General features: G+C 37.3%; 14 protein-coding genes. 11 read left to right on the plus strand and 3 right to left on the minus strand.

Annotated elements, in window-relative coordinates; translation table 11 throughout:
• Window positions 1-9 precede the first annotated feature (9 nt).
• Window positions 10-3279 (minus strand): TonB-dependent receptor, encoded by a 3270-nt coding sequence (locus tag KYH19_RS15525; RefSeq protein WP_219075782.1) that lies wholly within the window; start codon window positions 3277-3279, stop codon window positions 10-12.
• Between the two features lie 565 nt (window positions 3280-3844).
• On the opposite strand from KYH19_RS15525, the gene KYH19_RS15530 reads away from it, so the two are divergent.
• The gene (locus KYH19_RS15530) at window positions 3845-5149 is read left to right on the plus strand and encodes a DEAD/DEAH box helicase (RefSeq protein ID WP_219075783.1); all 1305 of its coding nucleotides are present in this window, start codon (window positions 3845-3847) and stop codon (window positions 5147-5149) included.
• A 293-nt stretch (window positions 5150-5442) separates the two neighbouring features.
• Here the strand turns inward: KYH19_RS15530 and KYH19_RS15535 are convergent, their stop codons facing one another.
• The gene (locus KYH19_RS15535; RefSeq protein WP_219075784.1) at window positions 5443-8475 is read right to left on the minus strand and encodes a leucine--tRNA ligase; all 3033 of its coding nucleotides are present in this window, start codon (window positions 8473-8475) and stop codon (window positions 5443-5445) included.
• A 219-nt stretch (window positions 8476-8694) separates the two neighbouring features.
• Here KYH19_RS15535 and KYH19_RS15540 point away from each other — a divergent pair, with 219 nt between their 5' ends.
• Window positions 8695-8865 carry a hypothetical protein gene (locus KYH19_RS15540; protein WP_165902650.1) on the plus strand — a complete coding sequence of 57 codons (171 nt, stop codon included), beginning with the start codon at window positions 8695-8697 and terminating at the stop codon, window positions 8863-8865.
• Window positions 8847-9146, plus strand: a complete 300-nt coding sequence (locus KYH19_RS15545) for a type II toxin-antitoxin system RelE/ParE family toxin (protein WP_132398739.1) — start codon at window positions 8847-8849, stop codon at window positions 9144-9146. The genes KYH19_RS15540 and KYH19_RS15545 overlap by 19 nt, the downstream gene beginning before the upstream one ends.
• A gap of 186 nt (window positions 9147-9332) precedes the next feature.
• Here KYH19_RS15545 and KYH19_RS15550 read toward each other — a convergent pair whose 3' ends face one another.
• Entirely contained in the window at window positions 9333-9740 is a 408-nt protein-coding gene (locus KYH19_RS15550) for a hypothetical protein (protein WP_132398737.1), read from the minus strand.
• 200 nt (window positions 9741-9940) lie between these two features.
• Between KYH19_RS15550 and KYH19_RS15555 the strand changes: the two genes are divergently transcribed.
• The 8 genes from KYH19_RS15555 (at window position 9941) to KYH19_RS15590 (ending at window position 15240) form a co-directional block, all read left to right on the plus strand.
• Window positions 9941-10819, plus strand: coding sequence for an ABC transporter permease (locus tag KYH19_RS15555; RefSeq protein WP_090499014.1), 879 nt, complete (start codon window positions 9941-9943; stop codon window positions 10817-10819).
• On the plus strand, window positions 10819-11046 hold the full coding sequence (locus KYH19_RS15560) for a DUF3098 domain-containing protein (RefSeq protein WP_121283753.1): 228 nt from the start codon (window positions 10819-10821) through the stop codon (window positions 11044-11046). Before KYH19_RS15555 ends, KYH19_RS15560 begins: the two co-directional genes overlap by 1 nt.
• Before the next feature lie 39 nt (window positions 11047-11085).
• Window positions 11086-11289: a DUF2281 domain-containing protein gene (locus KYH19_RS15565; protein WP_029275802.1), complete on the plus strand. Its 204-nt coding sequence runs from the start codon at window positions 11086-11088 to the stop codon at window positions 11287-11289.
• The gene (locus tag KYH19_RS15570) at window positions 11289-11675 is read left to right on the plus strand and encodes a type II toxin-antitoxin system VapC family toxin (protein ID WP_121283754.1); all 387 of its coding nucleotides are present in this window, start codon (window positions 11289-11291) and stop codon (window positions 11673-11675) included. The genes KYH19_RS15565 and KYH19_RS15570 overlap by 1 nt, the downstream gene beginning before the upstream one ends.
• A gap of 18 nt (window positions 11676-11693) precedes the next feature.
• A complete protein-coding gene (locus tag KYH19_RS15575; RefSeq protein WP_121283755.1) occupies window positions 11694-12488 on the plus strand; it encodes an undecaprenyl-diphosphate phosphatase in 795 nt (264 codons plus the stop codon).
• 26 nt (window positions 12489-12514) lie between these two features.
• The gene (gene truB / locus KYH19_RS15580) at window positions 12515-13246 is read left to right on the plus strand and encodes a tRNA pseudouridine(55) synthase TruB (RefSeq protein WP_219075785.1); all 732 of its coding nucleotides are present in this window, start codon (window positions 12515-12517) and stop codon (window positions 13244-13246) included.
• A complete protein-coding gene (locus tag KYH19_RS15585; RefSeq protein WP_132398729.1) occupies window positions 13243-14103 on the plus strand; it encodes a YitT family protein in 861 nt (286 codons plus the stop codon). Before truB ends, KYH19_RS15585 begins: the two co-directional genes overlap by 4 nt.
• Before the next feature lie 147 nt (window positions 14104-14250).
• Complete coding sequence (locus KYH19_RS15590; protein ID WP_219075786.1) at window positions 14251-15240, plus strand: bifunctional riboflavin kinase/FAD synthetase; 990 nt, start codon at window positions 14251-14253, stop codon at window positions 15238-15240.
• The last annotated feature ends 293 nt before the right edge of the window (window positions 15241-15533 follow it).

Consider the following 15533-nt stretch of genomic DNA (forward strand, 5'->3'; position numbering starts at 1 on the left):
ATCTTTTAATTAAAATCCAACATTAATACCGATTAAAAACTGACGTGGCGAAGGATAAACGCCCTTATCAACCCCAAGTGCCGAGAACGTATCAGCAGGCGGACCTGAGCTTCCTACTGAAGAAGCAGCATCTCTGGTTTGACTAACCTCTGGATCCAGACCTGTATAATTGGTAATAGTGAAAAGGTTAGTAGCACTGACATAAACCCTTACTCTGGAAATGCCCGATTTTGGTCCGAATGCTTTAGCTGTTGGAATGGAATAACCGATCTGTATATTCTTCAACCTTAAAAAGCTGCCATCCTGAACGTAATAACTTGAAGAAGCCAGTTCAACATCTGATGCACCCACGTAAGCAGATGGAGTAAGGCTTGACGGATTACTAGGGCTCCAGGCATTTAACAATCTTGTACTTTTAGCGCCTGCAAAAGATGGAAAATCTGTGAAATAACGGGTAGCCTCAAATAAGTCGTTGCCTTGAACACCGTATAAAAAAGCTGAAATATCGAAATTTTTATAAGATGCATTTAAGTTTACACCATAGGTAAAATCTGGATTCGGATTACCAATAATGGTCCTGTCTTTAGGATCGATTATGCCATCGCCATTAATATCCTGGTAACGCAAACCGCCAATCCTTGCGCCTGCATATGATGGATTATTCTGAATATCTGCAGCACTTTGATAAATCCCGGCCGTTTTGTATCCAAAGAAAGAGCCGAACGATTCGCCTTCCTGCAATACACTGGTTTGTAAGCTTCTGTAATTGCCATATATCTGGTTAAAAATACCAGGCGCTAACCTTACAATTTTATTGTCATTTTTGGAGAGGTTTAAACCAATGTCAAATTTAAAAGGGCTATCTGCGCTTCTTCCGTAGTGATAAGCAACATTAAATTCGACCCCTTTATTACTCATATCGCCGATATTCACATAGGGCGAACTACCTAAACCAACTACACTCGAAGGTAATGGCAGATTATAAAGCATATCAGATGTTTTTTTGTTGTACCAATCTAATGATCCGTCAATAGCACCACCTAGTAGCGTAAAATCAAGACCAATATTTAAAGCTTTTAACGACTCCCATTTTACATCAGCATTTTGGTAAGCATTTTGCCACACACCAGTAGTAAGGCCATTGCCACCGCCAACAGCATAAGCCGAGTTAACAATTGAGCTCTGGTACCTGTTGATGTATTGATATGGAGGAATCCGCTGGTTACCGGTTTGGCCATATCCAACCCGCAATTTTAAATCGCTGATCCATTTAACACTTTTCATAAATTCTTCTTCCGATAACCTCCATGCTGCACTTGCTGCCGGATAATAACCATACTTGTTTGCAGGACCGAAGTTTGAAGAACCGTCACGGCGAACCGTAACACTGGCCAGATAACGATCATGATAAGAATAATCTGCTTTGGCAAACAACGAGAAAAGGGAGCCTATTGATCCATAACTCGAATTACTGATGTTAGATGAACCTGTATTGAGGTAATAATAATCCTGACTGCCTAAAATAAAGTAGCCATTTCTTCCGGCATTCAACTGTCTTGATCGCGATCTGATGGCCTCAGTACCCACCAACACATTTAACCTGTGCTTTTCATTAAATACCTTGCTGTAATTTAAAGTGTTGGTCCAGGTCCATTCAGTATTGTATCCCTGGTACTCGTTCAGGTTATTTGAATTGTTGCCTTCAGAAAATTCCAGATTTGGATAACGCATAGATAAACCATTAAAGTTTTCATAACGCAAACCGAAATTGGTTTTTAATACCAATCCAGGAATGATATCACCCTCTGCATAAACATTTCCGAAAAAGAAATTACTCTTATTTTTATTGTCTTTTGCACGGTAAAGAAAGGCAACAGGGTTTTCTGCATTTCCCAGCTGGCTTCCGCGACTACCGGCAAAATTCCCCGCAATATCGTAAACCGGAATAATGGTAGGAATCCGGTAGGCCCAGCCCAGTGCACTTCCCTGATCCTGGTAATCGCCAGAAACATTCGGGTTTACACCCAAACCAAAGCCTTCTGAATAGCTGTATTGCGCATTCTCACCAAAACGAACCCTTTTATTAAACGCCGAAATATTGGTGTTCGATCTAAAATTAAACCTTTTAAATCCGGTGTATTTAATGGTTCCTTTCTGATCAAGATAACCGCCGGAGAAAGTATAAGTTGCATTTTCTCCACCTCCGGTAGCACTAAGCTGATAATTTTGAACAGGCGCGGTTTCAGTAATTTCATCAAACCAATTGGTGCCTGCTTTATTTGCTTTTGTAATCTGATAAAAAAGGTCAGGATCACGGCTATAGTTGTATTTAGATGGATCCGCATCAGCAGCAGTAACATCCTGACCAAGGCTTAAACCGGCCACCAAATATTCTGGTAATACAGGGGTAGAACCAGAACCATAATTTTTCCCTGCTGCAACTGGAAGTCCTGCATTGGCATAACCATCAAATATATACTGAGCATATTGCTGGGGATTCATCATTTCAGGAAAACTATTTTTTCTGGGAACCTGTGTGCCATAATAAGAATCGAGCGTAATTTTGGGTGCACCTGCTATCCCCTTTTTAGTGGTGATAATTACTACGCCATTATTTGCCCTTGAGCCATAAATGGAAGCTGAAGAGGCGTCTTTCAATACCTGCAGGCTTTCGATATCATTCTGGTTAAGCCATGATAATTTACCTTCAAAAGGAACGCCATCAATAACATAAAGTGGTTCGTTATTATTGATTGTACTGATTCCCCTGATTCTGATCTGCGGTGTTGAACCCGGCGCACCGTCGTTTATAATCTGCACCCCTGTGGCTTTCCCTTGTAAGGCCTCTACCGCACTTGCAGCAGGTTGCGCTTTTAATAGTTCCATATTAACCACAGCAACGGCACCGGTTAAATCCTTTTTCCGTTGAGAAGAATAACCGGTTACAATCACATCTGTTAAATTGTTATTCTCGGCTTGTAAAATAATCGTGATATTGGTCTGTTTACCCACTACCACTTCTTTATTACCATAGCCAACAAAAGAAATCACCAAAATATCTGTAGGCTTTACACTTAAAGAGAAGTTTCCGTTGCCATCGGTGGTGGTGCCTCCGGCGGCATCTTTAATTTTAACTGTGGCACCAATAACAGGTAATTTGTCATCACTGGCAATAACTTTACCAGTAATTTTTGATTGGGCCATTGCACCAAGGGCAAACAGCATCCCCAAACACAAGAGAAGAAAACTCCTCTTGATACAAAATAGATTTTGTTTCATAAGTTTATAATGATTAGGTTAATAATGCGTACTCATACTTCTGATAGCTAATAAACAGACAACATCAGTTTGTTAGCTCTGCTACGATGGCGTATTTAAGTAATTTGCTTTACAGGATTTACCATCGTTAAAAAAACGAAGGAATGCAGGAAGAATGGATTTCTTCCGTTAGGGAGTAGTTTTTTTCTCATAAGTAGTTTGGTTAGATAAGTTTTATTAGTTGTTTTTATTTATAGTCTACATACTGGTATTTTTAAAACAAAAATAAATTAGTGTAATATGTACACTTTAACAAAAATAAATATACGTATAAAAAATAATTATACTACAAATTATATATTTATAAAATACCAATTAAGCAGATTGTCATATAAGTAAACATGCGTGATGCGGTGATGATTGAGATTTACATTATCAAAAACACATTCTTTATACATTTTTTGTATCTTTGCCGCTGAAGCAGGAATAAGGGCTTGCCATTCTGAATGGCATATTCTCTCCGCAAGTTAGTCCTTCAACAAATGATTGTTCTAGCTTCTTCGATAAATATTACACAGAAAAATACATGTTATTCAAAGAATTAAACCTCATTGAGCCCATTTTAAAGGCCCTTGAGACCGAAGGTTATACACAACCAACACCAATACAGGAGCAATCTATTCCAACCATCTTAAAAGGCAAAGATTTACTAGGCTGTGCACAAACAGGTACCGGAAAAACCGCTGCCTTTGCCATCCCGATGTTGCAGTTACTGCACGAAAAACACGTCAATACCAAAGCAACAAAAAACATAAAGGCTTTAATTTTAACACCTACACGCGAGCTTGCCATTCAGATTGAAGAAAGCTTTAAAGCTTATGGCCGTCATTTAAACTTACGCCATCTGGTAATTTTTGGCGGAGTGAACCAACACTCGCAGGTAGAAGCATTAAGAAAAGGCGTTGATATTTTAGTGGCAACACCTGGTCGTTTATTAGACTTAATGAACCAGGGTTTCATTAGCTTAAATACCATTGAACTTTTCGTACTGGATGAGGCCGATCGTATGCTGGATATGGGCTTTATTCACGACGTGAAAAAAGTAGTAGCTAAATTACCAGCTAAACGTCAGACTTTATTTTTCTCGGCAACCATGCCAGATGAAATCCAGAAGTTGGCGAATACCATTTTATCTAGTCCCACAAAAGTAGAGGTTACTCCAATTTCTTCAACTGCAGAAACGATTGTTCAATCCGTTTATTTTGTTGATAAACCAGATAAGAAAAAGTTATTGATCCATCTTCTTGAAGATAAAAATATTCAGACAGCCCTGGTTTTTACCCGTACCAAACATGGTGCAGACCGTATTGTTAAGGATTTAGCCCATGCAGGGATTAAATCTGCTGCTATCCATGGCAATAAATCGCAAAATGCCCGTCAAAGAGCATTAACTGATTTTAAAGATAGAAAAATCCGTGTTTTAGTTGCTACAGACATCGCTGCCCGCGGGATTGATATCGATCAGCTATCACATGTGATCAATTTCGAATTACCAAACATTCCTGAATCTTATGTTCACAGAATTGGCCGTACCGGCCGTGCCGGTGCAAACGGTATTGCGATTTCTTTCTGCGATGCGGAAGAAAACGAATACTTATTGGATATTCAGAAACTGATTAAAATTACTTTACCCGTTGTTGATGATCACCCTTACCCATTAAGTTGGGAAAGTATGTTGGCCAAAAACCAGGTTAAACGCAAACCACAAGCCCAATCTAAAGGTGGTGGCGGTGGCGCTAAAAAAAGTGGCGATGGCAATATGAGTGGCAAACCACGTAATGCCAGCAACAACAGGAGGTTTGGTGGGAATAGAAAAAGAGGAGAAAGATAGGCTTTTGAGGTTGAGGGTTTAATTTACCTTTAACAACAAAATCCCTAACGATTATATAGCTGACTAAGCATATTATTTACAAAGTAATATCCACGCGATCGTCATTTCGAGCGCAGCCGAGAAATCTGCGAAGTAGATCTCTCCATTTCAGTCGAGATGACGACCCTTCTATTTGAACCTGTCAAAAAAAACAAAAAACCCGATTTGCAAAACGCAAATCGGGTTTTTATATTTCTAGCTTAGGCAAGCGCAAGGAAAACCCTCCACCTTATTACCTTCCGCCTTCTACCTCCTTAAACAACTACATTAATAATCTTCCCTTTAACGAAAATGATCTTTTTGGTTGGTTTTCCATCTAAGAATTTCAGGAATTGCTCATCAGCTAATAAAATGCTTTCTACCTCTGGCTGAGCTAAAGTTAAGCTCAAATTCAGGTTCATTTTCATTTTACCATTAATGGAAACCGGGTAAGCAAACTCATCTTCTACCAGGTACTCAGGCTTAAATGTTGGGAAAGCAGTATAGGATAAAGTTCCAGCTTCGTTACCCAGTTGTACCCAAAGTTCTTCGCAGATATGTGGCGCATAAGGCGAAAGGATAATCACCATATCTTCCAAAATCTGACGGTTTTTACATTTCAGATCCGTTAATTCATTTACCGCAATCATAAAGCTTGATACAGAAGTATTGAATGAGAAACGCTCGATATCATCCTGTACCTTTTTAATGATTTTATGCAGCGATTTCAGCTCTGCTTTGGTAGGCACATTATCGTTTACATGGAAAGTCCAGTCTTCGTTGTGGAACAGACGCCAGAATTTACGCAAGAACTTAAATACGCCTTCAATGCCATTCGTATTCCAGGGCTTACTCTGCTCCAACGGACCTAAGAACATTTCGTACATCCGCAAAGTATCAGCACCATAACGTTCAATCAAATCATCTGGGTTAACCACGTTGAATTTTGATTTCGACATTTTCTCTACTTCAACACCGCAGATGTAACTTCCATCACTTTCAAACACCCATGAAGATTTTGCATTTTGAAATTTCTCTATCCATTTTTTGGCAGGTTCAATTTCTAAATGAGCAATGTTTGCATCTAAATTATCAAACACAACATAATCAATGGGAACATGTAGTTTTTGTGTCTTTTCATAATCAATTTCAAATTCGACATTTAAATCATCAATCTGATAACTTTCTTTGATTAGTGAAGTAAACAAATCTTCATGAGATTTTCTTTCATCTGAAGTCAAAGTACCTTTAATTCCTCTTAGATAAATATTCCTAGATACAAGAACAACAGGAGAAGGCATTTCTAATAATGACTGGTTGTTATTTAATGAATCGTCCTCAATCTTTTTTCCCAGAGAATTCATTTCATCATTAATTGGATTAGTTTTACCGACTTTATATTTTTTTAACTGAAGTCTGTAAATAAACGAAGACCTGCCCTGAATCATCCCCTGGTTAATCAGTTTTTTGAAAGGCTCTTCTTCTTTGGTATAACCCAAATCTTTCAAAAATTTATTCCAGAAACGACTATATAATAAGTGCCCCGTTGCATGTTCAGAACCCCCGATGTATAAATCTACATCTTTCCAATACTCAATAGCTTCTTTTGAAGCAAAATCGTTGTCGTTATTGGCATCCATATAACGGTACCAGTACCAGCTGCTTCCTGCCCAGCCTGGCATGGTGCTTAACTCGTAATGGCCGCCATCTTTAGGCATCCAACCCTCAGCTCTGGCCAAAGGCGGTTCTCCTGTTTCGGTAGGCAAATATTTATCAATTTCAGGAAGCAACAATGGTAATTCTTCTTCCTTTACCAAATAAGGCAATCCATCTTTAAAGTAAACCGGAATTGGCTCACCCCAATAACGCTGGCGACCGAAAATCGCATCGCGTTGACGGAAATTCACTTTGGCTTTTCCAACTTTTTCGACCTCTAACCAGTTATTCAAGAACGCTACAGCTTCTTTATAAGTCAACCCGTTAATAAAACCAGAGTTAATGTATTTTCCTTCTTTAGTCGGATCTGCCTGTACATCAATATCTTTTTGTCCGTCCAGAATCTGAATAATCGGTAAATTAAAGTGTTTAGCAAATAACCAATCGCGCTGATCGCCACTTGGAACACCCATCACTGCACCTGTTCCATAACCAGCTAGTACATAATCAGCAATCCAAAGCTGAACGCGCTCGCCACTTACCGGATTGATAACATACGTCCCTGTAAAAGCACCGGATACCGTTTTAGTATCCGCCATGCGGTCTAATTCTGATTTCTTTTTGGTTAAAGCGATATAATTTGCAATGTCTTCTTTTTGTTCAGGAGTAGTCAATTCGGCTACCCACTCATGCTCCGGCGCCAAAACAAGGTAAGAAACACCAAAAATCGTATCTACACGGGTAGTAAACACTTCAATCTGTTTGTCATTTCCTTCTACCTGAAATTTAACGGATGCCCCAACACTTTTACCGATCCAGTTGCGTTGCATTTCTTTAATCGGTTCAGGCCAGTCAATCGTATCTAAACCTTGCAAAAGCCGGTCTGAGTAGGCTGTAATCCGCATACTCCACTGCATCATTTTCTTTTGCTCAACCGGAAAACCACCACGCTCAGAAAAACCATCTTTAACTTCATCATTCGCTAAAACAGTTCCTAAAGCCGGGCACCAGTTTACAGTACTCTCACGAAGATAAGTTAAACGGTATTTTAACAATTCAACTTGTTTCTCTTCATCGGTAAAGGTTGCCCAATCGCTCGGCAAAAATTCTTTTGTATCTTCATCACAAACTGCTTTAACATCAGCTGTGCCAGATGCATTGAATTTTTCGATCAAAGTGGTAATATCTTCTGCCCTATCGTTTTCGATATTGTACCAGGAATTGAACAACTGCATAAAAATCCACTGTGTCCATTTGTAATAAGATGGCTCACTAGTGCGGACCTCTCTACTCCAATCGAAAGAAAAACCAATCTGATCTAACTGACGGCGGTAAGTTGCAATGTTTGCTTCAGTAGTAATGGCCGGATGCTGTCCGGTTTGTATGGCATATTGCTCTGCAGGTAATCCGAAAGAATCGTATCCCATTGGGTGCAATACATTGAAGCCTTTAAGGCGTTTATATCTAGAAAAAATATCTGATGCAATGTAACCCAGCGGGTGACCAACGTGTAAACCTGCTCCCGATGGATAAGGAAACATATCTAATACATAGTATTTTGGTTTATCAGAATTGCTTTCGGCTTTAAATGTTTGATGATCTGCCCAGAATTTCTGCCACTTTTGTTCTATTTCTTTGAATTGGTAATCCATTGCAAGTTTTAAATTTTTAAAGGGGCGAAAATACGGAAATTAAGGGGCTTAAAAAAGGAGATTCATGATATTATTTTGCCAACAGAAATGCAGAATAAGAAGAAGTTAAGGGTAAAACCTAGGCACCTTTTGTGTAATCAGATGTTACCATCCGACTGTAAAAGAAAGTAAATGCATAATTTATTATTTAGTATCTTCGTATATCAAAAAATGACTGTTATGACACATCTTACCATTGAAAATAAGAAATACGTACTCATCCCAGAAGAAAGTTATCAAGAATTACAAAAAAATGCAGCTTTAAAACATCATCCTGAAAAAACATTTTCTATTAATGAAGCGCGTGCTCATAGTAAAAAGTTAATCAGGAAATGGGCAACAGAAAAATAACAATTAAGGAATCTGTTGCAGAAAGTATTGCAGAAGTTGCCTGGTATTTAGAATCCGAAGGTCTTCCTGCCACTGCAGAAAAATTTGCTGACGGCATTTATGATTTCATTGAAAAACTAGGGGACAACAGAAAAAGTTACAGAAATTGCAGGGAACCACAAAGAATTTTGATGGGTTTTAAATGCATATCTTACAAGAAAAAATATACTATTGTTTTCATTGAATTGGACACAGAGATCATTATATGCGAATTTATTCCATCGAAAATGATTTACTGGTAATTTTCTGTCGCTGTTCACCTGTACAGTCAGATGTTACCATCTGACTTGCTATAAAAATGACTTTTGTTACATACGACTCAGTGTCAGTTGGTAATACCGCCACTACTACTATAATACATCTCCACAAAAAAAATGCGCCACTGATATAAAACCAATGGCGCAGCAAATAATCGGGGGATTAAGATCTTATCTTGATAAAGAATATACTTTAGTCACGTTTGTTTTATCAATTTTAGCAGTAAACTCTAATTTGTTTGCAGTAATACTGTTTATTTTACAATAATTAAGTCCATCATTAATACTCATACTAAACTGATCCGAATAAATAATCACATATTCACCAATTGTCCTGTTTCCAGATAAACTTATCTCCACTTGGTCATCATTATTTGATTTATAATCAATATAATCAGTAGTTTTGCCATAATTAACCTCTCCGTTAAGTTTTTCGTCAGTATAACCTGTGGTCACAATCTTATTTAACGTCCAACGGCCCATCATTTGAGCTTTTAAAGAAGTAGTATCCTTTTTGCATGAAATAATTGTTGAGGTGAGCAGCATTAACAAGCTTAGAATTGTAATTTGTCTTTTCATAGTTAAATTTAGTTTTAAGATATCCATAATTAACGCCGTTTTAGCAAATTTCGTACCGCCATTCGAAAAAGAATCAGATTTACTGAGGAATTTAATCTTCAAACTAAAAGCTAATCGCATACGTTATTATTCATTTAGCCATCATTAATTGGTGTTTATCAGGTATAATTTATATTTTCGCAGAAACAAAAATGAAATACATGGAAGAATTCGAAGTGAGTGATGCATCTAAGAAAACCAAAACCGTTTATATTTCCACTATAATCAGTATTGCCTTGGTTTTATTAATGCTGGGGCTACTTGGTTTGGTACTTGTGCATGCCAAAAACCTATCTAACTATGTAAAAGAAAACATCGTTTTAAACATTATTGTTGATGAAGGTGCAAAAGAAGCAGATGTTTTGGCTTTCCAAAAAGAGCTAAATGCGAATCCGGCGGTAAAGCAAACCCAATATGTAAATAAAGAACTTGCAGCAAGAAACTTAACCCAGGATTTAGGTGAGGATTTTGTTAACTTTTTAGGGTACAACCCACTAACTTCTACCTTCGATGTGTATTTAAAGGCAGAGTATGCGAATAATAAAAGCATAGATGCCTTAAAAACAAGTATTTCTAAAAATCCTGTAGTTAAAGAAGTGGTTTATCAAAGTTCTTTAATAGATATGGTAAATAAAAATATCAATACTATCGGTTTGATTATTTTAGCTTTTGCAGCATTATTACTCATCATTTCTATCGCCTTGATTAACAATACGATAAGATTAGCAATCTACTCACAGCGCTTTTTAATTAAAAGTATGCAACTGGTTGGTGCAACGAAAAATTTTATTCGACGTCCTTTCTTATTATACGCTGCTTTGCACGGCCTGATTGCCGCATTTATTGCCATTATAATTTTATTGGCAACTTTAATTTATGCCCGCAAAGAGGTACCTGAAATTATTATTTTAAATAACTATCAGGAATTTGGCTTCGTATTTATAGGCCTCTTAATTGTGGGTATTTTTATAACAGGCATTAGTACATGGTTTGCGGTAAGCAGATATTTACGTTTAAAATCTTATCATCTTTATAGATAATGGCAGAAAAAAAAACAGGTCCGGTTGTAAAGGACGTTAAAAGCGAATTGGTTTTTACCAAACAAAACTATCAATTATTGTTAATCAGCATAGCAATTGTAGCGGTTGGTTTTATATTAATGATGGGTACTACTGGAGATATTTATGATTTCAGAAGAACTTTACTGGCACCTATTGTGGTATTGGCAGGTTTTGCTTTTGGTATTTATGCCATCTTAAAAAAATAAATGTTTTGTATTCAGTAAAGTGTTTTTTAACTTTATAGTATGACAACAACAAATTTGCAGATCGAAATTAATTCGCTTCCCCTAAACCTTAGGCAGGAAGTTGCAGATTTTGTTGAATTCTTAAAAACAAAACACAAGAACAAGCCGAAATTAAAATCACGTGAGTTCGGGTATGCAAAAGGTAAAATCAAATTATCTGATGATTTTGATGAACCGTTAGAAATGTTTGCTGATTATATTTAATGGCATATCTATTAGATACTCATACCTTCTTGTGGTTTGTAGCAGGAGATAGTCAACTGCCAATTTCAATAAATAAAAAATTATCTGACATAAATCAATCCTGTTTCTTGAGCATTGCCTCTCTTTGGGAAATTGCCATCAAAAAACAAATTGGAAAACTCGATTTAAAAATTGGTTTTGAAGAGCTTTTTAGATTTGCAGAAAGAAACCAGATTGAGATTGTCTCCATTAATGAAACCCATCTTACGACATTACTAAACCTCGAATTTATTAACAATGATCCTTTTGATCGGATTATTGTGTCACAAGCAATTTCAGAAAATTTAACCCTGATATCGAGAGACAAAAAATTAAAAAACTATAAAGTAAAATTACAATGGGACTAACCCATTAATCAATGATATATGAACTATTTTGAAGCCATTATCCTGGCAATTATTGAAGGTTTAACTGAATTTTTACCTGTATCGAGCACAGGTCACATGGCCATAACATCTGCACTAATGGGAATCGGTAAAGATGACTTTGTGAAACTTTTTGAAGTTGCTATTCAATTAGGTGCAATCTTGGCAGTAGTCGTAATTTACTGGAAAAAATTCTTCAACTTTTCTGATTGGAAGTTTTATCTGAAATTAATTATTGCTGTTATACCTGCTTTAGTTTTTGGTTTTCTATTGAATGATTTTATCGATAATACTTTAGGTAATCCTATATTTATCTCTGCAGTTTTATTAATTGGAGGTATAATACTCCTATTGGTTGATAAGTGGTTTAAAAACGCTACAATTGATAGTGAAAAAGAAATCACAAACGCAACTGCGCTAAAGATCGGTTTTTTTCAGGTACTTGCTATTGCTTTCCCTGGCCTGAGTAGAAGTGCCGCGACAATTTTGGGCGGAATGAGTCAAAAATTGACAAAAAGTGCGGCCGCAGAATTCTCATTCTTTTTAGCCGTGCCTACAATGTGTGCAGCAACAGGATACAAGATTTTAAAAGGTTATCATTTGTTAAATACAGAAAATATTAAGCTGTTATTAGTTGGCAATATTGTCGCCTTTATTGTTGCCATAATCGCTATAAAATCATTTATCGGCTTTTTAACCAAACACGGATTTAAAGTTTTTGGCTGGTACCGTATTGCTTTGGGAATTATCATCTTGGCATTGTTCTTATCAGGATATCATATTGATATAAACTAATCCGTATCTTTGCGCAAAAAAGATTTGTGAGTACCGAAAATTCTAAATTCAAAGACTTCAATTTTGCTGAAGGCGAATTGCTCTTAATTAACAAACCATACAAATGGACTTCATTTGATGTGGTGGGCAAAATCCGTAATTCTTTAAAACCACTAAAACTAAAGGTTGGTCATGCCGGCACTTTAGATCCCCTTGCTACAGGTTTGTTGATTATCTGCACAGGCAAGCTAACCAAACAGATCGATACTTTTCAGGCTGAAGAGAAAGAATATACCGGTACCATGATTTTGGGCGCTACCACCCCATCATTCGATATGGAAACCGAGGTTGATCAAACTTTCGAGATCAGCCACATTTCCGAAGAAGAAATTTATGCTGCCTGCAAACCATTTACAGGCGATATTGAACAATATCCACCTGCACATTCAGCAGTGAAGGTAAATGGCGAACGTTTATACGTAAAAGCAAGATTAGGTGAAGAAGTTGAATTACGTAAACGTTTTGTAAGCGTTCCGGAATTTGAAATTACACGGATCGAACTACCAGAAATCGATTTCAGGATTGTGTGTAGCAAAGGCACTTATATCCGCTCCTTAATATCCGATTTTGGTAAAACTTTAAATAACGGCGCTTATCTTTCTAAACTTACCCGTACCCGAAGCGGAAACTTTTCACTAAAAGATGCATTTGAGGTATTAGAACTTGTTAATTATATTCGCAGTAAGAAAGAAGAAGCTAAAACTGAAACAGAAGCATGAACCGAATCAAAAACAGGCACACCAGATTTATAAAAGAAATTCTTTTAATCATTGCAGGTGTAACTTCGGCGTGTTTTGGCCTAAAAAGCTTTTTAATGCCGAGCCATTTTATTGATGGCGGTGTTACCGGTATTTCCCTTTTGCTAAGCACCTTAACGGGCTGGAATTTATCATACCTCATTGCCATCATCAATATCCCATTTGTAATTTTAGGTTACAGGCAGATTGGTAAAGGTTTTGCCATCAAAACAGCTATTGCCATTGCTGCGCTTTCACTAGCACTAATTATCTTACCCTTTCAGCCCATTACACACGATAAATTGCTTATTGCATTTTTTGGGGGTTTGTTTTTAGGTGGAGGAATTGGATTGGCCATGCGTGGCGGCTGTGTAATTGATGGCACAGAAGTTTTAGCACTTTACATCAGTAAAAACAGCATTTTAACTGTTGGAAATATCATCCTGATTTTAAATATCATTATTTTTGCTTTCGCAGCTTATTTCTTAAACATCGAAACTGCGCTTTATGCCATTCTCACGTACTTATCGGCATCCAGTACTATCGATTTCATCGTAAATGGCATAGAACAATACACCGGTGTGACCATTATTTCAGAACATCAGGAAGCCATAAAAGGATTCATCATTAACGAAATGAAACGAGGTGTAACCATCTATAAAGGCGAAGGTGGCTATGGAGAAAAGAAAGATATCGATATTATTTTTACCGTGGTTACCAAACTAGAAATGAGCAAATTACAAACTGCTATTCGCCAGATTGATCAGGATGCATTTGTGATACAACAACAAATTGCCGATTTAAAAGGCGGGGTAGTGAAACGCCATGCTTTACATTAATAAATAACAGGAATTTGGGCATGCCCCTAAGCTACGCAAAGGGTCGGGCTGTATGCTAAATCCCCGGGAAATTCCGATAGTTATCGGAACGGGGGATACCGCTTCCATCCCTCATGCAAACCCATACCAATAAAATAGATTTTACCATTGAAAATATACCATAACCTTTCGGATTTTAAAAAATTAGATAATGCCATTGTAACCATTGGCACTTTTGATGGCGTACATTTCGGACACCAAAAAATCATTAAACAGCTGGTAGAAAAAGCAAAGTCCGATAAAGGAGAAAGCGTAATATTAACTTTTTTTCCCCACCCGAGAATGATTATTGATCCTGAAAACCAGGATCTAAAAATGATTAATACCATTAATGAAAAAGCAGAAATTTTAAAAGGTTTGGGGGTAGATCATTTAATCATCACACCTTTTACCAGAGATTTCTCCAATCAGCTGCCTGAAGATTATATAAAAAATACATTGGTGAACAATATAGGCACCAGACATATTATTATTGGTTACGACCATCGTTTTGGTAAAGACCGTTCGGGCAACCTAACCGATTTGAAAGCTGCTGGCCTACACTACGGCTTTACTGTGGAGGAAATTATGGAGCAGGATATTCATGACGTTGCGGTAAGCTCAACCAAAATCCGCCAGGCACTTTTGGTTGGAGATGTAAGTTTAGCTAATGATTACCTCGGCTACTCTTTTTCTATTTTTGGAAGGGTAATTAAAGGCGATAAAATAGGCAGAACAATCGGTTTTCCAACTGCTAATATCTTTGTAGAAGAAACTTATAAACTGATTCCGGGCGATGGCATTTATGCAGTTACTGTAGAAATGAGTGCCGAATTTAAAGAAGAAGGTTCAGAATCGACAAACAGACTTCAGACTACGGACTCCGGACTCCGGACTTACAAAGGCATGGCCTACATCGGGCAACGACCAACTATTAACGGGATGACCAGAAACATTGAGGTAAATATTTTCGATTTTAACCAGGAAATTTATGGACAGGATATTAAGATGAATTTCTTAAAATTCTTGCGTCATGATGTAAAATTTACGGGATTAGAAGCGCTGACCGTTCAGTTACAAAAAGACAAAGAAGCTACGCTCGATTATTTTAACAGGTAAATTTATTTTTAGCGTATCTAGCGCGATCGTCATCTCGACTGAAACGCAGTGGAATGGAGAGATCTATCTAAACAGATTTCTCGACTTCGTTGCACTTCGCTCGAAATGACGGTAAAGCGAGACTTGAGTGATTGTATAAATCAATTTAGTAACCCAAGTGAAAAGGCTGTCAAGTAAGTTTAAATCATATTTTCCTTTCAAAAAAGCCTCATTTTCGTTATATTAGCGGCAATGAGGCTTTTTTACATCATTTTCTTTCTATGTATCTCCATTAATTTTGCGGCCTTCGCATC

Origin of the sequence: Pedobacter sp. D749 (genome assembly GCF_019317285.1) — a bacterium.
Lineage (GTDB): Bacteria > Bacteroidota > Bacteroidia > Sphingobacteriales > Sphingobacteriaceae > Pedobacter.